This is a genomic window from Gudongella sp. QWL-04, from assembly GCF_058683975.1.
Window position 1 is genome coordinate 749,689 of the sequence record NZ_CM178754.1, and the last position, 25,115, is coordinate 774,803.

General features: G+C 44.8%; 22 protein-coding genes and 1 other annotated feature. All 22 genes read left to right on the forward strand.

The features are described 5' to 3' along the window. Positions 1-44: 44 nt before the first annotated feature. The 22 genes from ortA to AC4PHB_RS03890 all read left to right on the forward strand — a co-directional run bounded on the left by ortA (position 45) and on the right by AC4PHB_RS03890 (position 25,099). On the forward strand, positions 45-356 hold the full coding sequence (gene ortA, locus AC4PHB_RS03785) for a 2-amino-4-oxopentanoate thiolase subunit OrtA (RefSeq protein ID WP_492137310.1): 312 nt from the start codon (positions 45-47) through the stop codon (positions 354-356). Beyond that, positions 349-1,782: a 2-amino-4-oxopentanoate thiolase subunit OrtB gene (ortB, locus tag AC4PHB_RS03790; protein WP_492137311.1), complete on the forward strand. Its 1,434-nt coding sequence runs from the start codon at positions 349-351 to the stop codon at positions 1,780-1,782. The genes ortA and ortB overlap by 8 nt, the downstream gene beginning before the upstream one ends. Then, entirely contained in the window at positions 1,782-2,147 is a 366-nt protein-coding gene (locus tag AC4PHB_RS03795; RefSeq protein WP_492137312.1) for an ornithine aminomutase subunit alpha, read from the forward strand. The genes ortB and AC4PHB_RS03795 overlap by 1 nt, the downstream gene beginning before the upstream one ends. After that, on the forward strand, positions 2,147-4,363 hold the full coding sequence (gene oraE / locus AC4PHB_RS03800; protein WP_492137313.1) for a D-ornithine 4,5-aminomutase subunit OraE: 2,217 nt from the start codon (positions 2,147-2,149) through the stop codon (positions 4,361-4,363). The genes AC4PHB_RS03795 and oraE overlap by 1 nt, the downstream gene beginning before the upstream one ends. Then, the gene (locus tag AC4PHB_RS03805; RefSeq protein ID WP_492137314.1) at positions 4,353-5,717 is read left to right on the forward strand and encodes a GlmL-related ornithine degradation protein; all 1,365 of its coding nucleotides are present in this window, start codon (positions 4,353-4,355) and stop codon (positions 5,715-5,717) included. The genes oraE and AC4PHB_RS03805 overlap by 11 nt, the downstream gene beginning before the upstream one ends. Positions 5,718-5,726: 9 nt before the next feature. Next, positions 5,727-6,788, forward strand: a complete 1,062-nt coding sequence (orr, locus tag AC4PHB_RS03810) for an ornithine racemase Orr (RefSeq protein WP_492137315.1) — start codon at positions 5,727-5,729, stop codon at positions 6,786-6,788. 121 nt (positions 6,789-6,909) lie between these two features. Then, on the forward strand, positions 6,910-8,196 hold the full coding sequence (locus AC4PHB_RS03815) for a replication-associated recombination protein A (RefSeq protein ID WP_492137316.1): 1,287 nt from the start codon (positions 6,910-6,912) through the stop codon (positions 8,194-8,196). A gap of 114 nt (positions 8,197-8,310) precedes the next feature. Then, the gene (gene asnS, locus AC4PHB_RS03820) at positions 8,311-9,699 is read left to right on the forward strand and encodes an asparagine--tRNA ligase (protein ID WP_492137317.1); all 1,389 of its coding nucleotides are present in this window, start codon (positions 8,311-8,313) and stop codon (positions 9,697-9,699) included. 64 nt (positions 9,700-9,763) lie between these two features. Beyond that, positions 9,764-9,960: a binding site (T-box leader), on the forward strand. Between the two features lie 44 nt (positions 9,961-10,004). After that, entirely contained in the window at positions 10,005-12,416 is a 2,412-nt protein-coding gene (gene leuS, locus AC4PHB_RS03825) for a leucine--tRNA ligase (protein WP_492137318.1), read from the forward strand. Positions 12,417-12,482: 66 nt separating this feature from the next. After that, entirely contained in the window at positions 12,483-13,307 is an 825-nt protein-coding gene (locus AC4PHB_RS03830) for a DegV family protein (protein ID WP_492137319.1), read from the forward strand. A gap of 123 nt (positions 13,308-13,430) precedes the next feature. Then, entirely contained in the window at positions 13,431-14,393 is a 963-nt protein-coding gene (locus tag AC4PHB_RS03835) for an L-threonine 3-dehydrogenase (RefSeq protein WP_492137320.1), read from the forward strand. Between the two features lie 270 nt (positions 14,394-14,663). Beyond that, positions 14,664-15,083 carry an RrF2 family transcriptional regulator gene (locus AC4PHB_RS03840; protein ID WP_492137321.1) on the forward strand — a complete coding sequence of 140 codons (420 nt, stop codon included), beginning with the start codon at positions 14,664-14,666 and terminating at the stop codon, positions 15,081-15,083. A 14-nt stretch (positions 15,084-15,097) separates the two neighbouring features. Further along, positions 15,098-16,279 carry a cysteine desulfurase NifS gene (gene nifS, locus AC4PHB_RS03845; protein ID WP_492137322.1) on the forward strand — a complete coding sequence of 394 codons (1,182 nt, stop codon included), beginning with the start codon at positions 15,098-15,100 and terminating at the stop codon, positions 16,277-16,279. Further along, positions 16,280-16,717, forward strand: coding sequence for a Fe-S cluster assembly scaffold protein NifU (gene nifU, locus AC4PHB_RS03850; protein WP_492137323.1), 438 nt, complete (start codon positions 16,280-16,282; stop codon positions 16,715-16,717). Positions 16,718-16,794: 77 nt separating this feature from the next. After that, positions 16,795-18,009, forward strand: coding sequence for an AI-2E family transporter (locus AC4PHB_RS03855; RefSeq protein WP_492137324.1), 1,215 nt, complete (start codon positions 16,795-16,797; stop codon positions 18,007-18,009). 89 nt (positions 18,010-18,098) lie between these two features. Beyond that, entirely contained in the window at positions 18,099-20,738 is a 2,640-nt protein-coding gene (gene alaS / locus AC4PHB_RS03860; RefSeq protein ID WP_492137325.1) for an alanine--tRNA ligase, read from the forward strand. Between the two features lie 239 nt (positions 20,739-20,977). Beyond that, positions 20,978-21,241, forward strand: coding sequence for an IreB family regulatory phosphoprotein (locus AC4PHB_RS03865; protein ID WP_492137326.1), 264 nt, complete (start codon positions 20,978-20,980; stop codon positions 21,239-21,241). Positions 21,242-21,247: 6 nt separating this feature from the next. Then, positions 21,248-22,255, forward strand: coding sequence for an aldo/keto reductase (locus tag AC4PHB_RS03870; RefSeq protein ID WP_492137327.1), 1,008 nt, complete (start codon positions 21,248-21,250; stop codon positions 22,253-22,255). Positions 22,256-22,276: 21 nt separating this feature from the next. Then, on the forward strand, positions 22,277-22,687 hold the full coding sequence (gene ruvX / locus AC4PHB_RS03875) for a Holliday junction resolvase RuvX (RefSeq protein ID WP_492137328.1): 411 nt from the start codon (positions 22,277-22,279) through the stop codon (positions 22,685-22,687). Positions 22,688-22,698: 11 nt separating this feature from the next. Then, positions 22,699-22,950, forward strand: a complete 252-nt coding sequence (locus AC4PHB_RS03880; RefSeq protein ID WP_492137329.1) for a DUF1292 domain-containing protein — start codon at positions 22,699-22,701, stop codon at positions 22,948-22,950. Positions 22,951-22,955: 5 nt separating this feature from the next. Beyond that, positions 22,956-23,405 (forward strand): Fur family transcriptional regulator, encoded by a 450-nt coding sequence (locus tag AC4PHB_RS03885; RefSeq protein WP_492137330.1) that lies wholly within the window; start codon positions 22,956-22,958, stop codon positions 23,403-23,405. Between the two features lie 32 nt (positions 23,406-23,437). Beyond that, on the forward strand, positions 23,438-25,099 hold the full coding sequence (locus AC4PHB_RS03890) for a ribonuclease J (RefSeq protein ID WP_492137331.1): 1,662 nt from the start codon (positions 23,438-23,440) through the stop codon (positions 25,097-25,099). The last annotated feature ends 16 nt before the right edge of the window (positions 25,100-25,115 follow it).

Sequence of the window (25,115 nt, forward strand, 5' to 3'; positions counted from 1 at the left end):
TACTCATCCTTCAATGCAAAGATGAGATAGAAAGGATGATATTAATGGATGCAAAAAGAGGAGACTGGGTAAGGATCCACAAGACGATCCTGTATGTCGGCGAGAGAGCTCCAAACATACCTGAGGATACACAAAGCGTACCACTGGAGATGTGGGATAAAGGCTTTTTAATGAACGAAACAGCCAATAAGGGAGATCTAGTTGAAATAGAGACTTATATCGGGAGAAAGGTTGAAGGTACTCTAATCGAGGTAAATCCATACTGGGATCACGACTATGGAAAAGCTGTTCCCGAGCTTTTATTCATAGGCAGACAGGCCAGAGAATTGTTGGAAGAAGGTGCAGACAATGAATAAGGATAGAAGCTTCAGCGCCGTTATGACGAGAAAACAGGAAATAATGAAGAAATCCGTCGGAATCGACTACGAATTATTCGAGTCAGGCTCAATTTCCTTCGACTATGAAAGAATGATGAAGGAAACAGGATACAGCCTTAAGGAGATCGAGGAGATCCAAAAGCAAACATCCGTTGGAAACACTCCGTTATATGAACTTAGAAACATAACAAAGCTTGCAAGAAAATATGCAGAGCCTGGAAAGGGAGCAAGAATATTCATAAAGGATGAGGCAAGCAACCCATCTGGAAGCTTTAAGGCAAGAAGAGCTGCAACAGCAGTTTATCATGCACAAAGACTTGGTTATAAAGGAGTAATTGCAGCGACCTCAGGAAATTACGGAGCAGCTGTTGCTTCCCAGGCCGCCATGAGAGGCTTAAAGTGCATCATAGTTCAGGAGTGCTACGACTCAAGAGGAGTAGGACAGCCTGAGATCATTGAAAAGGCAAGAGCATGTGAGGCATATGGTGCTGAGGTAGTTCAGCTTTCAGTTGGACCCGAGCTTTTCTATTCTTTCCTTCTGCTTCTTGAGGATACAGGATATTTCAACGCTTCTCTTTATACACCATTTGGAATAGCTGGAGTTGAGACTCTTGGATACGAGCTTTCAATGCAATTCAGGGAGCAGGAAGGTAGAGATCCTGATGTTGTAGTCATCACAAACGCCGGTGGCGGAAACCTTACTGGTACAGCTCGTGGACTGATTAAGGCAGGCGCGCTCGATGCACAAATAGTGGGAGCTTCAGTAAGCCTTGCAGGTCTTCATATGGCCAGCGACACTCAATTCAATAAAAAGTCTTTTACAACAGGCCATACAGGCTTTGGTATACCATTTGCAACCTGGCCTGACAGATCAGACGTTCCAAGATCAGCAGCAAGGCCATTGAGATATATCGACAGATACATTACTGTAAACCAAGGCTCCGTATTCTACATGACCGAGCTACTGGCACAGGTAGAAGGACTGGAAAGAGGGCCTGCAGGTAACACTGCTCTGGCAGCAGCGTTCAAGGTAGCTCAGGAGCTTGATCAGGACCAAATCGTCGTAGTTCAGGAAACTGAGTATACAGGAGCAGGAAAGCATATCCTTCCTCAGCTGACATTTGCCAAGGAGAACGGCATAGAGATCCTTATTGGAGATCCAAGCCAGGAGATCCCCGGGAAGAACATCATTCTTCCAAAGGACCCAGGACACCTTTGCATCGAGGAGCTGGATCTTGAGAAAACCAAGAAATCCTATATAAGAAACTGCATCACCAACAATAATGTAAGTAAGGTAACCGCTGATGACCTTGCATTCCTTGTTGCAGATACCAAATCGAATGAGGAATTCGTAAGAGCTGCATTGGTAGAATTAAATATCGAAGTTGAAACGGAGGCTAAATAATGAAAAGAGCAGACGATTTTCAGGACAGAAGAAAACATCTTGCTGACCTCTCTGACGAACAGCTAGAGGCAAGATTCTGGGAGATGGCTGAAAAGCTTGTTGATCCGATCATAGAGCTGGGATATAAAAATACGAGTCCATCGATCGAGAGAAGCGTTCTTCTTAGAATGGGCTTTTCAAGCGTAGAAGCAAAGGGCATTGTCGATAATGCAATAGACAGAGGACTTATAGGTAAAGGTGCAGGACACATCGTCTATAAGCTTGCAAAGGCTAAAAATATCGGGATCAGAGAAGCAGGACTAATGCTTGTTGACGGAGCTTCCTGGGATGAGGTCAAGCCACTGTTCAATGGAGGTGCGAAATAATGGAATTAAAACCAAATCAAAAACTTGATATAAAAGAGCTGCTAAAAGACCTGGAAAGCTACAGGCCCAGGAGAAGGGGCTGGCACTGGAGAGAAGGTGTTGGAGAAAAAAGACAAATTGGAAAGTTTGAGTACTATGACTCCTCTGAGGCACTAAAGCAAAGCCAACCGCTGCCTGCAGCGAAATACTTTGACTCGATAGACCCCCAACCACAGCCCGTCATTACAACTGAGATCGCATCTGGAAGGTTTGAGGACGACATCAGAAGAATGAGAATGGCGGCATGGCATGGAGCTGACCACATTATGGTTATCCGTACAGCAGGTCAGTCACACTTTGAAAGCCTTATAGAGGGAACTCCACAAGGAGTAGGCGGTATCCCCATAAGCAGAAAGCAAGTAAGGGCACAGAGAAAAGCTCTTGATCTTATCGAAGAAGAAGTAGGAAGGCCAATAAACTACCATTCATACGTTTCAGGGGTAGCAGGTCCTGAGATCGCTGTTATGTTCGCTGAGGAAGGCGTAAATGGAGCACATCAGGATCCACAGTACAACGTCCTTTACAGAAACATAAACATGATCCGGTCCTTCGTAGATGCTGCAGAAGCCAAGAAGGTAATGACCTGGGCAGATATAGCTCAGATCGACGGAGCTCACAACGCAAACGCAACTGCAAGAGAGGCCTGGAAGGTAATGCCTGAGCTTATGGTTCAGCATGCCATCAACTCGATTTTCTCAGTTAAGGTCGGAATGAAGAAGGGTAACATTTGTCTTTCAACTGTACCTCCAACAGCTCCACCTGCACCAAGCATGAGACTTGACCTCCCATATGCAGTAGCCTTGAGGGATTTCTTCAGAGAGTACAGAATGAGAGCACAAATGAACACCAAGTACATGGAGTCATCAACAAGAGAAGCAACTGTAACCCATGTCCTGAATCTTTTGATATCACAATTGACATCAGCAGACATCCAATCCACAATAACTCCTGATGAAGGAAGAAACGTGCCCTGGCATATATACAACATCGAAGCAATAGATACAGCTAAGCAGGCTTTTAATGGAATGGACGGCTTAATGTCAATGCTGGAGCTTAAGAAAGACAGCAAGGAGCTAGGCGGCAAGGTAAGAGAGCTAAAAGAAAGAGCAGTACTCTTCATGGAAGAAATGCTTGAAATAGGCGGATACTTTGAGGCAGTACAAGCAGGATTCTTCGTCGACTCCGGGCAATACCCAGAGAGAAATGGCGACGGTATTGTAAGAAAGATCGATGCAGGTGTTGGAGCGGGGACAGTATTCGAAAGAGATGCTGACTACATGGCTCCTGTAACTGCTCACTTCGGATACAACAATGTGGCGCAGTATGGTGAGGAATTTGTTTCTGAGCCTTCTAAGCTTATAGGTGGTGGAACCTTCGAGGATCCATCAAAAATAATCTATATCGATGAACTTGATGAGTCTGACAATGTGAATGTAAGACTTGAAGAGGTCAAGGAGCTTGTTGGAACTACCAAGATCAAACCGGAAATGGAGTGGAGAGGAGACGGCATCATCCACCTTACCATGTTCCTTCCTACAGACGTAAGGACCGCTGAATTTGGCGCACTTGAGTTTGCCAAGAAGATGAACCTGACTGACTGTGAGGTCATCCATAAGGAGATCATGCAGGAATCAGAGGGTACGAGAGTTGAGATCAAGGGAAGACTCAACATGACTATCGATACCACTACTCTTGTAATTCCGCCTAAACCAGAGGAGCTTTCAGAGGATGAGCTAAGAAAGGATATCGAAGCTAAGCCTATGAAGATAGTTGCTGCAACAGTTGGAGAGGATGAGCACTCAGTTGGTATCAGGGAGATCGTAGACATTAAGCACGGCGGGATCGAGAAATACGGCATAGAGTGCCATATCCTTGGTACCTCAGTTGCAGTAGAGAAGCTTGTTGATGCTGCCATAGAAATGGATGCTGATGCTATATTGACATCAACGATCATCTCCCATGACGACATCCACTACAAGAACATGCAGAAGCTCCATGATTACGCAATAGAAAAGGGCGTAAGAGACAAAATGATATTCATCTCCGGAGGAACTCAGGTATCCAATGAGCTTGCAGTAGCTCATGGAATGGATGCCGGCTTCGGAAGAGGCACCAAGGGCTCACACGTAGCCACATTCCTGGTGAAGAAGAGACGTGAAATGACCAATGAAGATTGATCTTCTTGTTGCCGAGATCGGCAGCACAACAACTGTAGTAAATGCTTTTCATAATATAGCTACAAATCCGGAATTCCTTGGACAGGGACAGGGGGCAACCTCTGTTCTTCAAGGGGATGTAAACATCGGGTTAAAGGAAGCAATAGACGACCTTTGCAAGAGCTTAAAAACCGAATCTATAGAATATGGTGAGCTTATAGCTACCAGCTCTGCTGCAGGAGGCCTCAGGATGACTGTACACGGTCTTGTTTACGACATGACTGTAAGAGCAGCCAAAGAAGCAGCTCTTGGTGCAGGTGCCAACATCAAGTTCGTAACAGCAGGCAAATTAAGGAAATCAGACCTTCGGAAGATAAAGGAAATCAATCCCAATATTATCCTCATTGCCGGAGGAGTTGACTACGGTGAAAGGGAAACAGCCCTTCACAACAGTGAACTGATAGCTGAGCTTGGACTAGGCATTCCTGTGATATATGCTGGGAACATCGAGAATCAGGAGGACGTAAAGGATATTTTCGAGGAGTCCGGAGATGAGCTGTACCTTGTAGAGAACGTTTATCCAAAGATCGATGAGCTTAATATCGAGCCAACAAGAAGGGTCATCCAGGACGTATTTGAAAGACACATAATCCATGCTCCAGGGATGGAGCATATAAGAGAGCTTGTAACTGGAAATATTATGCCAACCCCAGGTGCAGTTATGGAGGCAAGTCAGCTTCTTTATAGTGAGATAGGTGACCTCGTGACCATAGACGTAGGCGGAGCAACGACAGACGTCCACTCTGTGACAGAGGACAGCGAGGAAATCGCAAGGATAATCCTAAGCCCTGAGCCCAAGGCAAAGAGAACTGTAGAGGGCGACCTTGGCGTCTATGTCAATATGAGAAACATTGTATCTATGGTAGGCGAGGAGGCTTTGATTAAGGAGCTGGATCTCGACGAACCAGCACTTCAAAATCTTATTGAGCACCATAAACCGATACCCGTATCTGAGCTGGAAAAGCGTTTCGTTGAGGTTCTGACTGAGCATGCAACCATTACTGCGATGAAAAGACACGGCGGAAGGCTGAAGCATCTATACGGACCAAGCGGCAAGAAAACAATAGCTGAAGGCAAGGATCTTACCGGAGTCAAATATATCGTCGGCACAGGAGGAGCTCTGACCAGATTGCCTGGCAGACTCCAGATCCTTAAAAATATACCTCATTCAAACAACGGTACAGACCTGTTGCCCAATGCAGAGGCTGAAATTTTGATAGATAATCACTATATCATGGCATCCCTGGGTGTAATGAGCAAGAAATACCCTGAGATCGCCCTTGACCTAATGCTTAAAAGCATGGGTCTGAGATAGGAGGTCAGGATGGCTTATCCAAGAATAGTAATAGACACTAAAAAAGTCGAAAATAACGTAAGAAGGATCACAACCCTTGCCAAATCAAGGGGCATCATTGTGGCTGGAGTAACTAAGGTATTTTGCGCACAGCCTGAGCTTGTCAAAGCATATGTTGCTGGAGGCGTTGATTTTCTGGCAGACTCAAGGCTTCAAAACCTTAAGAGGCTTAAGGATTTCTCACTTCCAAAAATCATGCTGAGACTGCCGATGATTTCAGAGGCCGAGGAGCTTGTAAAATACGCAGACTACTCTCTTAACTCTGAGCTTGAGACCGTTAGAGCTCTTGATAGAGCCGCAGAAAAGAACAACAAGATACACAATATTATCATCATGGCTGACCTAGGTGACCTTAGAGAAGGATATTTCAAAGAAGAAGAGCTCTTTCAGGCAATCGAGGAGATATTAAAGCTTAAGTGGGTAAAAATCGCCGGACTTGGCGTTAACCTTACCTGCTACGGCGGCGTAATACCAAACTCGAAAATATTGAAAAGACTCACCGACCTCGCTGACAAGATAAGAAAAGATTACGATCTAGCCCTTGAAATTGTATCAGGTGGAAATTCCAGCTCAGTATATATGCTGGAGGGTGAGTTTCCTACAGGAGTTAACCATCTAAGGCTTGGAGAGGTATTTGTATTAGGAACTGAATCTGCATACGGCAATCAAATGGAAGGCACAGATCCTACAGCCTTCGTACTTGAGGCTGAGGTAATAGAGGTCAAGGAAAAGCCTTCAGTTCCAACTGAGGAAATTGGAAGAGATGCCTTCGGACAGGTTCCGACCTTTGTAGACAGAGGAGTTAGAAAAAGATTGCTATGTGCCGTTGGCAAGCAGGATCTAGACATAGGCACACTAAAGCCGGAGGATAAGGGTTTGATCGTCCTTGGTGGCAGCTCAGATCATCTCATAGTAGACGGCTCTGATTCCCAAACAGATTACAAGGTAGGCGATGTAGTGAGGTTCAATATGCACTACGTCAGCATCCTTCGTCTGATGACCTCAGAGTTCGTTGGAAAGCACTATATTTAACAAATTGATTTCCGGTCAAACAAAAATTTGACCGGAATTTTTGTATTTTGTGTAATTCTACGACTTCTTGACTTTCTTTTGATGTGGTATAATGATAGCACCAACCTATGAGGGTGATCAAATGGATCTGTTTTCAATATCGATGGAGGAAAAACTAAAAAAATCAGCACCGCTTGCAGACAGGATGAGACCTCAGGATCTCGATGATTTTGTTGGCCAGGACCACGTACTTGGAGAGGGAAAGTTCCTGCGGAGAGCTATAAAGGCTGACAGAATAAATTCCATGATCTTCTTCGGACCTCCAGGTACAGGCAAGACTACACTTGCAATGATAATCGCCAACCAGACCCGAATGAGATTTGAAAAGCTCTCAGCTGTAACAGCAGGAGTCAAGGATATTCGTGAGGTTGTAGCAAGAGCTGAGGAAAGTCTTAAAATGTCCGGTAAAAAGACCATCCTATTTGTGGATGAGATCCACAGGTTCAACAAATCACAGCAGGATGCTTTGCTTCCTTTTGTCGAGCGGGGTATAATCATACTTATTGGCGCCACCACCGAGAATCCTTACTTTGAGGTCAACAAAGCTCTGCTTTCAAGAGCCATGGTCATAGTTCTTAATTCACTGGGGAGAGAAGATTTAAGGGTTCTTGTGGATAAAGCCCTTAAGGATAAGGAAAGAGGGCTTGGAGATTATAAGGTCCATCTTGAGGATGAAGCGCAAGATTATCTATTGACCATAGCCCAGGGTGATGGTAGAATCGTTCTTAATTCACTGGAAATCGGAGTGCTGTCCACAGAGCCTGACATAAACGGTCTTAGGGTAATAGATATTGAAGGGATACGGGACTCTATCCAGGTGAAATCCGCAAGATATGACAAGGGCGGAGACGAACACTACGATACTATCTCTGCGTTTATTAAGAGCATGAGAGGCTCTGATCCTCAAGCTGTATCCTACTACCTGGCCAAGATGATAAATGCAGGTGAGGACCCAATATTTATCGCAAGGAGGATCGTGATAGCGGCATCAGAGGATGTGGGGAATGCCGATCCCATGGCTCTCCAGGTAGCGGTAGCAGCTCTTCAGGCAGTCCACGCCATAGGGATGCCGGAGGGGAGGATAATCCTTTCGCAGGCTGCAATATACGTGGCCAATGCTCCAAAGAGCAACAGTGCGATCATAGCCATAGACAAGGCAATGGATGATGTAAGAAACCTTGAGATCGGCAGAGTGCCAGGACACCTTAGGGATGCGCACTACGGAGGTGCTGAGAAGCTGGGACATGGAAAGGGATACCTTTACCCCCATGACTATCCTGGCCATTACGTGGAGCAGACCTATCTGCCCGAAGGCTTCGAGGATAAAATATACTACAAGCCCTCAGGTCAGGGCTTAGAAAAAGAATAAACAAAAGCCATTGGGGACGGTCCCTAATGGCTGGAATTGTTCAAATATACAAACATTTCCTGCCAAAAAGGACCGTCCCCAATGGCTTATCACAAATTACTTAGGAGGGGTACAATGAGTTTATCCATAAAAGACATTTACAGAGGCTATAAGGACTACCTTGACAAGGAGATCGTTCTGGAGGGATGGATCAGGACATCCAGGTCTTCAAAGGCTTTTGGCTTCATAGAATTGAACGATGGAACATTTTTTAAGAACCTGCAGATTGTTTATGACGAAAGCTTAACAAATTTCAAGGATATTGAGAAGCTTCCCATATACTCCGCTATCAGGATAGTGGGGACTCTTGTGGAAACTCCGGAGGCTAAGCAGCCCTTCGAGGTCAAGGCATCTGTAATAGAGCTTGAGGGGATGAGCGACAGCGAGTATCCCATACAAAAGAAGCGACATACCCTTGAATACCTAAGAACCATAGCACACCTAAGGCCAAGGACTAATACCTACAGCGCAGTTTTCAGAGTTCGATCGATTCTTGCCTTTGCAATCCACAAATTCTTCCAGGAGAGAGGCTTCGTATATGCCCACACTCCAATAATTACCGCCTCAGATGCAGAAGGCGCTGGCGAGATGTTCAGGGTAAGCACCCTTGATATGCTGAACCCTCCAAAGACTGAGGAAGGGAAGATAGACTTTTCAAAGGATTTCTTCAGCAAGGAGACCAACCTTACAGTAAGCGGCCAGCTTGAAGCGGAGGTGTTTGCTCTTGCCTTCAAAAATACCTATACCTTTGGACCCACCTTCCGTGCTGAAAACTCAAACACAGCAAGACACGCTGCTGAGTTCTGGATGATCGAGCCTGAGATAGCTTTTGCTGACCTTACAGACAACATGAAGCTAGCTGAGGATATGTTCAAATACATTGTGAACTACGTACTTGAAAATGCTCCTGAGGAAATGGAGTTTTTTGACAGCTTCGTCAGCAAGGGAATAATAGAAAGACTGAAATCTATTGTAAACTCTGAATTTGGCGTTGTAACCTATACTGAAGCAGTCGAGCTTCTTAAGAAATCAGGCGAAGAATTCCAATACCCTGTAGAGTGGGGAATCGACCTTCAGACAGAACATGAGAGATATATCACCGAAAAAATATTCCAGAAGCCTGTATTCGTTATCAACTATCCCAAGGAGATCAAAGCATTTTATATGAGGGTAAACGACGATAACAAGACCGTAGCTGCCATGGACCTTCTGGTACCTGGAGTCGGAGAGATCATAGGCGGAAGCCAAAGAGAGGAAAGATTAGATGTCCTCACGCAAAAAATCATCGACCATGGAATGGATCCCGAGGACTACTGGTGGTATCTGGAGCTTAGAAAATACGGCGGAACAAAGCATGCAGGCTATGGTCTTGGATTTGAGAGAGCAATAATGTACATCACAGGGATGTCAAATATAAGAGACGTGATCCCATTCCCAAGAACGGTCAACTCTGCGGAGTTCTAGGATATCAATAGGTTAAATATGTCTTGCTTAAAAGCCTGGCATTTGCTATAATTTTACCTAAATTACAACATCGATGAGCGGAAATATTAGGCAAGGAGCCTCTTTTAGAGAGCAGCCGGCTGGTGCAAGGCTGCAGAGAGAATTGCTGAACTCGTCCGGGAGTATCCCCTGTGAAAGCTGGGGACGGATCGCCTTCGTTAAAGGCTTTGAGTGGGATTATCAAAAAGAGTGGTACCGCGGAATTAACCTTTCGTCTCTAACAGAGCGAGAGGTTTTATTTTTTGTAAATTGAGGAGGTAATGTAAATGAAAGACTACACCCCAAAGTCCATTGAAAAAAAATGGCAGGATATCTGGGATGAACACCAATGCTACAAGGCTGAGAACAACAGTGAAAAGCCAAAGTTCTATGCCCTTGTTGAGTTTCCATATCCATCATCTAATGGACTCCACGTTGGACATCCAAGACCATACACCGCACTTGATATCGTATCAAGAAAGAGAAGGTACCAGGGTTATAACGTACTTTTCCCAATGGGATGGGACGCCTTCGGACTTCCAACCGAGAACTTTGCAATTAAGAACAAGATCCATCCCAGGATCGTGACAGAGCAAAATATAGCCAGATTCAAGGGACAGCTTAAATCCATAGGCTTTTCCTTCGACTGGTCCAGAGAGGTAAATACGACAGATCCAAATTACTACAAATGGACCCAGTGGATATTCCTTAAGCTATTTGAAAAAGGACTTGCATATAAGCAGGAGATGCCAATAAATTTCTGCACCTCTTGTAAGGTCGGTCTTGCAAACGAAGAGGTAGTAGGCGGAGTATGTGAGCGTTGTGGAAGTGAAGTCATCAGACGTGTCAAAAACCAGTGGATGCTTAAGATAACCGAGTATGCCGAGAGACTGATCAATGACCTTGACACCGTCGATTATATCGAGAGAGTCAAGATCCAGCAAATAAACTGGATAGGTAGATCAGAGGGAGCTGAGCTGGACTTCAGGATCTCCGGAGGAGATGACGTATTAAGAGTTTTTACAACCAGACCTGACACTCTTTACGGCGCAACCTATATGGTAATAGCTCCTGAACATCCACTTATCGAAAAATACAGAGAAAGAATAGAAAATATCGACCAGGTTGAAGCCTACAGGGAAGATGTTTCCAAGAAATCTGACTTCGAAAGAACAGAGCTTGTAAAGGAAAAGACCGGCGTCGAGCTTAAGGGCTTGTCTGCAATTAATCCAGCAACCGGTAAGGAGATACCTCTGTGGGTATCAGACTACGTTCTTATGACCTACGGAACTGGAGCAATAATGGCAGTTCCAGGCCACGACCAGAGAGACTGGGAGTTCGCAACAAAGTTCAACCTTCCAATAATCGAGGTTATAAAAGGCGGTGACATCACAAAGGAGGCCTATACGGATACCAACTCAGGAATCCTTGTGAACTCAGGCTTCATTAATGACATGGAGGTAAAGGACGCAATAAGCACGATGCTTGATTGGGTCGAGAAGGAAGGTCTTGGAGAGAGAAAGGTAAACTACAAGCTGAGAGACTGGGTATTCTCACGACAAAGATACTGGGGTGAGCCGATTCCATTGGTACAATGTGATGAATGCGGATGGGTGCCGATCCCTGAGTCTGAGCTTCCACTTAGACTTCCTGAGGTAGAAAACTACGAGCCAACTGATACTGGTGAATCACCTCTTGCAGCGATCCATGACTGGGTACACACCACCTGTCCAAAGTGCGGTGGACCAGCTCACAGAGAGACTGACACAATGCCTCAATGGGCGGGGTCATCCTGGTACTTCCTTAGATACATGGATCCCGACAATCACGACCAGCTGGCTTCCAAGGAAGCACTTGAGTACTGGTCACCTATAGACTGGTACAACGGTGGAATGGAGCATACTACTCTTCACCTTTTGTACTCAAGATTCTGGCACAAGTTCCTCTATGACATCGGCGTAGTTCCAATGTCAGAGCCATATGCTAAGAGGACCTCTCACGGGATGATCCTGGGAGACAATAACGAAAAGATGTCAAAATCAAGAGGCAACGTAGTCAACCCTGATGATATAGTAAAAGATTACGGGGCAGATACGCTCAGAACCTATGAGATGTTCATCGGTGATTTTGAAAAAGCCGTTCCATGGTCTGATAACGGTGTGAAAGGGTGCAGAAGGTTCCTTGACAGAGTATGGAGACTTCAGGAAATACTTGTAGAGGGCGGTTCTTATACGCCTGAACTGGAATCCAGCATCCATAAGACAATTAAGAAGGTTTCTGAGGACTTCGAAAATCTCAAGTTCAATACAGGAATTGCAGCAATGATGAGTCTTCTAAATGAATTCAACGACTTCGGCAGGCTGAACAAGAAGGACTTTCAAACCTTCCTTATACTCCTGAACCCGGTAGCACCTCATATTACAGAGGAGCTTTGGGAGATCGCTGGACTGCCGGGATATCTGTTCCAGACCTCATGGCCGGAATACGATCAAGATAAGACAATAGACAAGGTATTTGACTTACCGGTTCAGGTAAATGGCAAGGTTAGAGGAACCGTAGAGGTCAGTCTTGATGAAAGTGCGGAGAGCATCAAGGAAAAGGTGTTTTCATCACATGGAGTAAGGAAATTTACGGATGGAAAAACCCTCGTAAAAGAAATCTACGTTCCAGGCAAGATATACAACATAGTTGTCAAATAAGGATATTTATGCAATAATAAATCTGTCGCCACATGGCGGCAGATTTATTATTATGGGAGGTAGTTTATGACGGTAAAAATTATAACCGACAGCACCTGCTATTTGGACAAGGATTTTATCGAAAGGGAGAACGTAACTGTTGTGCCCCTTCACTACGTGTTTGACGGAGAGGAATTCAAGGAAGGCTTTCCGGGTGAATTTGGAGAATTCTATAATAAGCTCCAATCCACAAAGCTGTTTCCTACGACCTCGCAACCTGCAGCAGGAGATTTCCAGGTGGCTTATCTGGATGGCTTCAGGGACTATGAGGAAGCAATAGCGATTGTTTTATCCTCTAAGATCAGTGGAACTTACACAAGTGCAATGCTTGCAAATGGAATGTTAGAAGATAAAAAAGTTACTATTGTCGACAGCTATGTAGCAGCCTCTGCCTTAGGATTTTTAGTAGAGGATGCAGTTAAGCTGGCGAAGGAAGGAAAAACCGCAAAGGAGATAGCAGAGCTTCTGAACGAGCAAAAGAAGAAGCTGGATGTGTACGTTACTCCTGAAACTCTTGATTACCTTAGTAGAGGCGGAAGGATGTCCTCGATCCAATCAAGCATCGGCAATCTCTTAAGTATCAAGCCTATCATAAGGCTGGTGGATGGTGAGCTAAAGCTTGTAGAGAAGGCGAGGGGGAGAAATAAAGCCGTATCAAGGATAATTGAACTGGTAGAGCCCAATGTAAAAAGGATAAGCGTCTGCCATATCCTTAATCTGGAAGAGGCTTTGACGGTTGCCAACACTCTCAAGGAAAGGTTCCCAGATGCCAGAGTAACCATCGATGAGCTGGGACCAGTAATCGGATCACACCTTGGACCAAAGACCCTTGGGCTTTGTCTGTATTACTAAAATATCGAGCTATTAAGCTGACCCGGACTTGTCCGGGTTTTCTTAATGAGATTTTTATATCAACCTAACTTAAATATGCTATAATAGCAATAGAGCAATTCCAAAAATACGGAGGTGCAGAAGATGAGAAAGATACTTATTACTGGAGCACTTGGACAAATAGGTTCCGAGCTGGCAGTAAGAATGAGAGGCGTTTACGGTGATGCAAACGTTATCATCAGTGATCTTAAGGCTAAGGACTCCCATAAGGAGCTAATAGAAAACGGACCATTTGAAGTAATAGATGTTATGGATAAAAATCGAATGGCAGAGGTGGTCGACAAGTATGGAATAAACACCATCGTAAACCTTGCAGCCATACTTTCGGCAACCGGAGAAGCAAGACCAGACCTTTGCTGGAGCATAAACATGAATGGACTTTACAATGTGCTCGAGCTGGCAAGAGAGAAGAAGCTGTCTGTGTTTACACCCAGCTCCATAGCAGTCTTTGGGGATTCGACCCCGAAGGATTTAACTCCACAGGACACGGTAATGAGACCCGGTACCATGTATGGAGTCACTAAGGTAGCAGGAGAGCTGCTATGTGACTATTACTTCCATAAATTCGGAGTTGACACGAGAGGTGTCAGATTCCCCGGCCTTATCTCCTATGACACACTTCCGGGAGGAGGCACCACCGACTATGCAGTTCACATTTATTATGAAGCGCTCAAGAATAGAAAATACTCAAGCTTTATAAATAAGGGTACAAAGATGGATATGATGTATATGCCTGATGCTCTGGATGCCATATTAAACTTGCTGGAGGCAGACAGCTCAAAGCTTATCCACAGAAATGCCTTCAATATAGCCGCCATGAGCTTTGATCCAGAGGAGATCGGAGCATCAATAAGAAAGTATATCCCTGAATTTGTTCTTGAATACGATGTAGACCCTGTAAGACAATCGATAGCAGATTCCTGGCCAAATTCACTTGACGACAGCGCAGCAAGAGCAGAGTGGGGCTGGGAACCTAAATACCTCCTGGACGACATGACCAAGGACATGCTGGAGAAATTGAGCAAAAAGTTGAACCTGAAAATATAACCAAATTAACAAAGAAATAGCTATTAGTAGGTAGCTAAAGAAAAGATGAGATCTTTCGACTAAGCTAGGGATGACAACTAGAAAATGTCATTCTGAACGATAGTGAAGGATCTTTATTCTTTTAATTGTGAATTGTGATCTGCGAATTGTGCATTGTCAACATTATTACGCATTTTTATTATCCGTAATAATGTTGACAAGATTACCCGGATATACTATACTGAAAAAGGAAAACCAACCAAAGCAGTTGGGATTAAAGAGGTGAATTGAATGAAACTGTCAACCAAGGGACGGTACGGACTAATGGCGATGTACCAATTGGCTCAGGATTATGGCCAGGGGCCGATCTCTCTTAAATATGTAGCTGAAAAGCAGGGCTTGTCGGAAAACTACCTTGAACAGCTGTTCTCGAACTTGAAGAAGGAGGGACTTCTTACAAGCACAAGAGGAGCATATGGTGGATATATGCTTTCAAGAAAGCCCCATGAAATAACAGTTGGACAAGTCTTGAGATCTCTGGAGGGGCAAATGTCACCCTCGGAATGCGTAGCAGAGGATGGCTTTGACTGTGTAAGAGACGATAGCTGTGCAACCAGATTGGTGTTTGCAAAAATAAAGGATAGCATCGACAGGGTGATCGACTCCATAACCTTAGAGGATATGGTCCGAGACAGCCAGCCGGGACTATAGTGGGAGGAACTAAAATGGACAAAATGATATACATGGATCACTCGGCAACCACGCCGGTAAAAAAAGAAGTGCTTGAGGAAATGCTCCCATATTTCAGCGAGTTTTATGGAAATCCCTCCAGCGTATATGCTTTAAGCAACCATTCAAGACTGGCAATCGACAAAGCAAGGGAAAGAGTTGCCAAGGGGATAGGAGCCAAGAAAACGGAGATATTCTTTACTGGCGGCGGCTCTGAGGCGGACAACTGGGCACTCAAGGGAGTGGCCTATAAAAACGAGGATAAGGGAAACCACATAATAACTACCAAAATCGAACATCACGCAATACTCCATACATGTGAGTATCTTGAGAAGCAAGGCTTTCAGGTAACTTATCTGGATGTTGATGAATACGGCATGATATCTCTTGAAGAGCTTGAAAAAGCAATAACCGAAAAGACAATACTTATATCCATAATGTTTGCCAATAATGAGATCGGAACTGTGCAGCCTGTTAAGGAAATTGGAGAATTGGCGAAGAAGCATGGAGTCCTGTTCCATACAGATGCCGTTCAGGCTGTTGGAAGCCTTCCAATCGACGTAAAGGAAATGAACATCGACCTGCTCAGCATGTCAGCCCACAAGCTATACGGACCGAAGGGCGTAGGGGCTCTTTACATCAAGCAGGGAACTAAGATAGATCCGCTTATTTCAGGCGGTGCACAGGAAAAAAACAAAAGAGCCGGAACAGAGAACACTCCTGGCATTGTAGGACTTGGAAAGGCAATCGAGCTTGCCTACGAGCATCTTGAAGAAAACACAAATTACCTTATTTCACTGAGGGAAAGACTTATAAAGTGCATCCAGGAAAGGATACCTTACGTCAAATTAAATGGACATCCTGAGAAAAGACTTCCAGGAAACGTCAACTTCTGCTTCCAATTTATCGAAGGCGAGGCTCTGCTTCTAAGCCTTGATATGGTTGGGATCGCTGGCTCAAGCGGATCTGCATGTACCTCAGGCTCTCTTGACCCATCCCACGTGCTTCTAGCAATAGGTCTCCCTCACGAGATAGCCCACGGCTCACTAAGGCTGTCACTGGGTACGGGAAATACTGAAGAACAGGTAGATTATGCTATTGAAAAGCTCGAAGGGATAGTTGACAGATTGAGAAAGATGTCACCATTATATGAAAAAGTTCAAGGGGGTAACAAATAAATGTATTCAGAGAAGGTAATGGAGCATTTTATGCATCCGCATAATGTTGGAGAGATAGAAAACGCAGATGGCGTCGGCGAGGTAGGAAACGCCAAATGCGGTGATATAATGAAGATGTACCTTAAGATCGATGGAGATATCATCACTGACGTAAAATTCAAGACCTTTGGCTGTGGCTCTGCTATCGCATCCTCAAGCATGGCAACTGAGCTCATCAAGGGCAAGACGGTAAGAGAAGCCATGGATCTTACAAACAAGGCTGTGGCAGATGCACTAGACGGGCTTCCACCTGTAAAAATGCACTGCAGCGTGCTTGCAGAGCAGGCAATCAAATCGGCTCTCCTTGATTATTCCCACAAATCCGGGGTAAAAATTGAGGGATTGGAAGATGTTGACTTCGATGACGAGCATCTTCACGACCACGCTGAGGAAGAATAAACTTTAAGAAGAAAGACTTTGGCGGGAGCTGATATTGGCGTCATGCCAAGGTCTTTTGTAGCTTTGGGGGGATATCTATGGGATTGAGCACAGCTCCTGTGCTGTCAGTAAAGCTGGTATGGATCCTTTTACCGATTCTTCTTTTCCTTATCATCTATTACCTGATCAATATTGGAAACAGGTATGTAGCACCAAGAAAGGTGATCCACTACAACACCAAGCTGATCCTTTGGGGGATAATCGCATTATTCGCCCTGTATTTTGTAGTGCAGATATTCAGGAAATACACTCTGGTATCGGACACCTTCTTTACGATCCTGGTATCGATGCTGCTTGCATATCTTTTAAATCCTTCCGTTACGTACTTTGAGAGAAAGGGAATGAAAAGGATACTCGCTGCAGCAGTTGTATACATTATAATACTAGGTGGTATCGTGATATTGTTCCTTGCAGTGCTTCCAAGGACTGGAAGGGAGATCATGCGCCTTGGCACAAACCTGCCTCAGTACATAACCTCAGTCACCAAATGGTTCCAGAATATTTACTCCAGCTATTCAGACACCCTTGGAGAGATGCCGGAGATACTCCAATCGATCGAGAATGTGGTGTCCCAGAATATCGACCGTATACAACAGAGCCTTGCAAACGGAGCAGAGGCGTTCATACTAGGTTTGGCAGGTATCCTTTCAAGGATAGTAAGTCTCGTGCTTACACCGGTTTTGACCTTCTATTTCCTTGTGGACAAGGACCATTTCCTTAAAAAGTTCGACGTACTTATCCCTGCTAGATACAAGGATGAGGTATATAAGCTGCTAAGCGAGACGGATGAGGCGATGTCCCAGTTTATCAGAGGCAGGCTTCTGATGGCAGTTATAGTTGGTATTGCCACCACGATTTTCCTTTTCCTTATGGGAATAGAGTTCGCTATAATAATAGGATTCATAACCGGACTTGCAGACATTATCCCCTATATCGGACCATTTTTAGGATTCCTGCCGGCTGTAGTCTTCGCATTCATATCAAGCCCTACGAAGGCACTTTGGGTAGGAGTGTTCTTTATACTGATCCAATGGATGGAGAACAATATCCTTGGACCGAAGGTTCTTGGAAAAACTACTGGAATGCATCCATTGACTGTACTGGTATCCATTATAACAGGGGGAACCATTTTCGGGGTCATGGGTATGATCATTTCCGTTCCTGCTGTAAACATTGGTATTATACTGTACAGATACATCAAGGATAAGGTCAACGAAAGACTTTCCGGCAATTCAGAAACCGGAACAAATTGACATATAGTCCTATTTGAATTAAAATATTATAGATAGGCTAACCTCCCTGAAGGGGAGGATTTTTCTAATATTTAGGGTGAGGTGTAATTATGAAAAAATTGGGACTGCATGAGATAAGAAAAGAATACCTTGATTTCTTCAAAGAAAAAGACCATTTGGTAGCATCAAGCTTTTCACTGGTGCCCAAAAACGATAAATCTCTGTTGCTTATTGGAGCGGGAATGGCACCCCTTAAGCCATACTTCACAGGAGATGCGACACCTCCCCACAATAGAATGGCCACCTGTCAAAAGTGTATCAGAACCGGGGATATCGAAAACGTAGGTAGGACCGCAAGACATGCTACCTTCTTTGAGATGCTGGGAAATTTCTCCTTCGGGGACTACTTTAAAAAGGAAGCAATAGCATGGGCGTGGGAATTCCTTACAGAAAGAATGGAGCTAAAACCGGAGGATCTTTGGGTAAGCGTCTATCTTGAGGACGACGAGGCTTATGAGATATGGAACAAGGACATCGGTGTACCTGTTGAGAAAATTGTAAGACTTGGAAAAGAGGACAACTTCTGGGAGCTTGAGGTTGGACCATCAGGTCCATGCTCTGAGATATATATAGACAGAGGACTGGAGTACGGCTGCGGCCACGAGGATTGTAAACCAGGCTGCGACTGCGACAGATTCCTGGAGGTTTGGAACCTGGTATTCACCCAGTTTGACAAGGATGAGCAGGGAGTCTACCACCCACTTCCTAATCCAAATATAGATACCGGTATGGGTCTTGAAAGGATAACCTGCATAATGGAGAACGTGGACACAATATTCGATATAGGTGCCATAAGAGACATACTCCACAAGGTTGAGGAAATAAGCGGCTATGAATACGGCTCAGTATATGAGAAGGACGTATCAGTAAGATTAATAACAGACCACACCAGAGCAATGACCTTCCTTGTAAGCGACGGAGTTATCCCCAGTAACGAAGGAAGAGGCTACGTTCTAAGAAGGCTTATCAGACGTGCTGCTAGACACGGCAAGCTCCTTGGAATAGAAAAGGGCTTTTTGGATCAAATGGCAGGAGTTGTTATCGATTCCTGGAGCGTCGAGTACAAGGAACTGAAGGATAACGAGGCTCAAATCAAAAAGGTTATAAGGGCGGAGGAGGAGAAGTTCCAGGAGACTATAAATCAGGGACTTAATATCCTCGATGAATATATCGAAGAAATGAAGGCAGCCGGATCAAGTGTATTCGGAGGCGACAAAGCTTTCAAGCTTTACGACACCTATGGCTTCCCGTTGGAGCTTACTCAGGAGATATTGAATGAGAAGGGCATCAAGCTTGATATCGATGGCTTCAAGGCTAATATGGAGGAGCAGAGACAAAGGGCAAGAAGTGCAAGAGAAGGCACAGACGGCGGCTGGGGCGGCAAAGAAGAGGAGGAGCTTACCAAGGGCTTCAAATCGACATTCCTGGGCTATGACACTACAAAGGCTGGATCTGTAGTACAAGCTTTGTTCAAGGAAGGCGAAAGAGTCATCCACCTTAGTGAGGGAGAAGAAGGACTTGTGATCTTAAAAGAAACTCCTTTCTACGGAGAGCAGGGCGGTCAGGTAGGAGACAAGGGCAAGCTGCTATTTGAAGGAGGCTATGCGGAGGTAACCGATGCAAGACCTACCAAGGATGGCGCTACACTTCATGTTATATCAGTAAAAGAAGGTCAGCTGAAGGAAGACATGAAGGCAGAGGCAGTAGTTGATGACGAGTTGAGAGATGCAACCAGAAGAAACCACTCAGCTACCCACCTGCTGCACAAAGCCCTGAAATCAGTTCTAGGCGGACACGTCAACCAGGCGGGCTCCCTTGTGATGCCAAACAGACTTCGCTTTGACTTTACTCATTTCGAAGCGGTAAGCAAGGAGGATCTTGCAAAGATCGAGTCCGAGGTAAACCACAACCTGTTGAAGGCTATGCCTGTAGTGACAGAGGTCGCTACTCTTAAACAAGCACAGGAAAAGGGCGTAATAGGACTATTTGAGGACAAATACGGGGATGAGGTAAGAGTCGTATCCATGGGAGATTACTCACAGGAGCTCTGTGGTGGAACCCACGTCTCAAATACAGGCCAGATCGGACTGTTCAAGATATTATCAGAGGCAGGTATAGCGGCAGGTGTTAGAAGGATCGAGGCACTTACAGGACTTAATGCCTTCGAATATATGAACAGCCTTGAAAAGGAGCTTGAGCAGCTTTCACATTCCATGAAGACCAACAGGCAGTCGTTGAAGGAAAGAGCACATGGGATCATGGAAGAGCTAAAGGAAAAGGAAAGAGAGATCGGAAGGCTTAAGGATAAGCTTTCTGCAAATATAGCAGATGAAATACTTTCAACCGCAAAGGACATCGAAGGGGTCAAGCTGATTGCCTACACAGCACCGGAGATGGATTTGAACAGCCTGAGGACACTAGGAGATGAGCTGAAGGCAAGGCTGCATTCAGGAGTAGTTGTCCTTGCAACAGCAATAGACGGCAAGATTTCACTTGTTGCAATGGCAACCAAGGACGTAACTGAGAAGGGGATCCACGCTGGAAACATAGTGAAGGCAGTTGCAGTGGCAACAGGCGGCAGCGGCGGCGGAAGACCGGAGATGGCACAAGCCGGCGGCAAGGACGTCTCCAAACTAAAGGAAGCAATGGATAGTGTTGAAAGTTTGGTAAGAGATCAATTGAAGAGATAATGAACAATGGACAATGAAAGGCGAGATCCCTCCACGTTGGTCGGGATGACAAACATGCTGTCATTCTGAGCTTCAACAGACTGTCGTTCTGAGCTTCAACAGACTGTCATTCTAAGGCTTGCCGAAGAATCTTAGCTCTTGGCTCTTGGCTCTTAGCTCTTGACTCTTAGCTTCAAACTATTAGTTTTTCACTATTCACTATTCACTGATTGTGTTATAATGGTTAAAGGGGTGGTACTGTGAACGATAAAATGAACGAAACCGTAAAATTCGAAGCCACTAAGGAAACACCTACAGAGCCCAGAGAAATACTGATTTCTGTTTTCAATTCATTGGAGGAAAAGGGATACAATCCCATCAATCAAATCATTGGGTATATCCTTTCAGGAGACCCCACCTATATTACAAGCCACAACAACGCCCGAACAATCATAAGAAAAATCGAGCGGGACGAGCTATTGGAGGAAATACTTCGGGCATATTTGAAATGCACTAAAGACTGACTTTGAATGGATGGATGGCATAGGGCTATCCATCCTCTTTATGTAAAGAAACGAAAGGAAACTGCAGTGGAAAGAAGACGTTTGGGCAATACTGAAATCCAGGTATCCGGACTTTGCTTCGGCTCTCTTACCATGACGCCGTTCCAGGCTGATCTTGGTCTGGAAGAGGGTGCAAGGCTCATCAGATACGCCTATGAAAAAGGTATAAACTTCATAGATACAGCTGAGATATACGACAACTATGAATATATCAGAAGAGGGATCCAGGGCATATCAAGAAGCGATTACGTAATTGCCACCAAAACCTATGCCTATACTGAAAGGCTGGCAGAGGCGAGCTTACATAAAGCCCTAAGGGAACTTCGGACTGATTATATAGATATATTTTTACTTCATGAGCAGGAAAGCGAGCACACAATAAGAGGCCACTATCCTGCAATAGAGTACCTATTAAAGGTCAAGGACCAGGGAAAGGTCAGAGCAGTTGGGATATCTACCCATAAGGTAGCCGGGGTCAAGGGTTTCCTGAAGTATAAGGAGCTGGACATAATACACCCATTGCTAAACATAGACGGAATTGGTATCCATGACGGCACCAGGGACGATATGGTAGAAGCGATCAAAGCATGCCATAGAGATGGTCGAGGGATCTACAGCATGAAGCCCCTTGGAGGAGGACATCTTATAAAGCGGACTGAGGAAGCCTTCGGCTTCTTAAGAGACATAAAGGAGCTTCATTCCATAGCAATTGGCCTGCAGTCAACCCAGGAAGTCGACGCCGCTGTTCAATTGCTTCAAAGTGGGTATATAGAAGAGAATACTAAGGAACAGATAAACAGAACAAATAGAAGGCTTATAGTTCAGGATTACTGTCAGGGCTGCGGCAGCTGTGAAAGCAGATGCCAGCAGGGAGGAATAACAGTCGTCGATGGGATGGCAGTCCCCAACGATAATTGCATTCTTTGTGGATATTGTGCCACAGTTTGTCCGGAATTTTGTATAAAAGTTATTTGATAATGATATAATGGAGAGTGTATGGAAAGAATTTTAGGCTTGGACGTTGGAACAAAGAGAATAGGAGTCGCAGTAAGCGATCCATTGGGCATCACTGCCCAGCCCCTCATGACCATCGAGAGGGAAAGCAAGAAAAAAGACCTTGAGGCTATCGAAGCCCTGCTTGATCAATACCAGATCAGGAAGGTCGTAGTTGGTATGCCGCTCAACATGAATGGGTCAATGGGACCTTCGGGAGAGATGGCAAAAATGGTCGGGGAAAAAATAAAGAATAAATTTAAGATCGAGCTGATATATGTAGATGAGAGGCTTAGCACAGTGTCTGCCGAAAGAGTACTTATTGAGGGTGACATAAGGCGAGAGGAAAGAAAAAACATTATCGACAAGGTGGCAGCATCCTATATCCTGCAAACTTATCTCGATTCAAAGTAAAGGAGGATATTATGACTGAAAAACATGTATTTTATGACGAACTGGGTAATGAGATAGAATTTCTCGTCAAGGCAAAATTCAGCCTGGACGATACCGATTATGTGGCGCTTTTAAACGCCGACCAGCTGGACACCATGACCTATCTATTAAAGCTTGAGTTGGATGAAAATGGAGAACCCATATTTGTTACCATAGATGACGAAGAAGAGTTCGATGAGGTAAAATCAGCCTACGAAGAGCTTAGTAAAGAGCATTTACAATAAGGCAGGTGAAAACGGTGGAAACCACGATCAAAGGCTACATGGAGCAGCTGCAGAAGAGAGGATATAAATACACAAATCAGAGAGAGGACGTCCTGAGGATCCTTTTGGATCACAAGGAGTCTCATTTGAGCTGCGAAGAGGTACACGGAATAGTTGCCCGTGAAAGCAAGGATGTGGGTATAGCCACTGTTTACAGGACGCTCCAGCTTTTTGAAAGGCTGGGGATAGTATACAGGATTAATTTTGACGATGGAGTGAGCCGTTACGAGCTTAATCTCGGCAACGAGAATCACCACCATCATCATTTAATATGCACGGAATGTGGAAGCGTGACTGAGGTGAAGCTGGATCTTCTCGAAGCCCTTGAGGATGAAATCGAAAAAGAGGAAGGGTTTCTTATTCGGGATCACAACGTCAAATTCTACGGGATATGCAAAAATTGTAAGGAAAGATGATCGAATTTTAGAGAAAAACAAGGAGTGGTAAAGTGGCAAAACAAAATAAATTGAAAATTATCCCGCTGGGTGGATTAGGAGAAATCGGGAAAAACATTACCGTACACGAATACAAGGATTCTATAGTTATCGTGGACTGCGGCATGACCTTTCCCGAGGACGAAATGCTTGGAGTAGACATAGTCATACCGGACATTTCCTACCTGATCAAGAACAAGGAGAAGATAAAGGGATTGGTATTGACCCATGGTCACGAGGACCATATTGGGGCTATTCCCTATGTTCTCAAGAAGCTTGATATACCCATTTACGGAACTAAGCTTACTTTGGGATTACTGAATAATAAGCTTAAGGAGCACAACCTTCCCAATGCGCAGCTGAATGTTGTGGCTCACGGCGAAAAGATAAAGCTGGGCCATTTTGAGGTGGAATTCATAAGGACCACCCACAGCATACCGGATAGTGCCGCCTTGGCATTGACAAGCCCTGTGGGAACTGTAATCCAGACTGGTGACTTCAAGGTGGACTTCACACCTATAACCTCAGATGTTATAGACCTGAACAGATTCGCCGAGCTTGGAAACAAAGGGGTGCTGGCACTTTTGTCTGACTCGACAAACGTTACAAGGCCAGGCTATTCAATGAGCGAAAGGACAGTCGGAGAGACCTTCAGAAACCTTTTTTACAAGGCTAAGGGAAGGATAATCGTCGCTACCTTCGCATCAAACGTCCACAGAGTACAGCAGATAATAGACGCAGCAGAGCTTAACGACCGTAAGGTAATAATGTCCGGAAGATCAATGGTCAACGTGACGACAGTAGCTGCTGAGCTCGGGTACCTTCGCTTCAACGAGGGGACGATAATAGACATAAAAGACATGAATAAATACAGAAAGGACGAGGTCGTCCTTATAATGACAGGATCACAGGGAGAGCCAATGAGCGCCCTGACAAGGGTCGCATCAAACGAGCACAGACAAATCGAGCTTATGAACGATGACCTGGTCATAATATCAGCAACACCCATACCCGGAAACGAGAAGACCGTATCCAAGGTAATAAACAACCTTATTGAAAAGGATGTCGAAGTTGTATTCGAGGCCTACGAGGATATCCACGTATCAGGCCACGCCTGCCAGGAGGAGCTTAAGCTGATGCACAGCCTTGTGAAGCCAAAGTTCTTTATCCCTGTACACGGAGAGACCAAGCACCTTAAGATGCATGCAGACATAAGCGAGTCCCTTGGAACGCCAAGAGAAAATATATTTATACTTGAGAACGGGCAGACCCTTGAGCTTTCAAAGAACGAGGCAGGCCTTGGCCAGACAGTTCCTTCAGGACATATCCTGGTGGACGGACTTGGAGTTGGGGATGTTGGAAATATTGTACTAAGAGACAGAAAGCATCTCTCAGAGGACGGGCTCATAGTCGTCGTAGTAACCATGGACAAGGAAAAGGGCATTGTTGCTGCTGGACCGGACCTGGTTTCCAGAGGCTTCGTCTACGTCAGAGAATCTGAGGATCTTATGGTAGAGGCAAGAAGAGTCGTCAAGGAGACACTTGAAGCCTGTGAAGCAAAGAAAATCAAGGATTGGTCGGCGATAAAATCAAATATAAGAGATGACCTTAGAACCTTCCTCTATACAACAATAAAGAGAAATCCGATGATATTGCCTATCATCATGGAGGTTTAAGACAAAAGGAGAATAT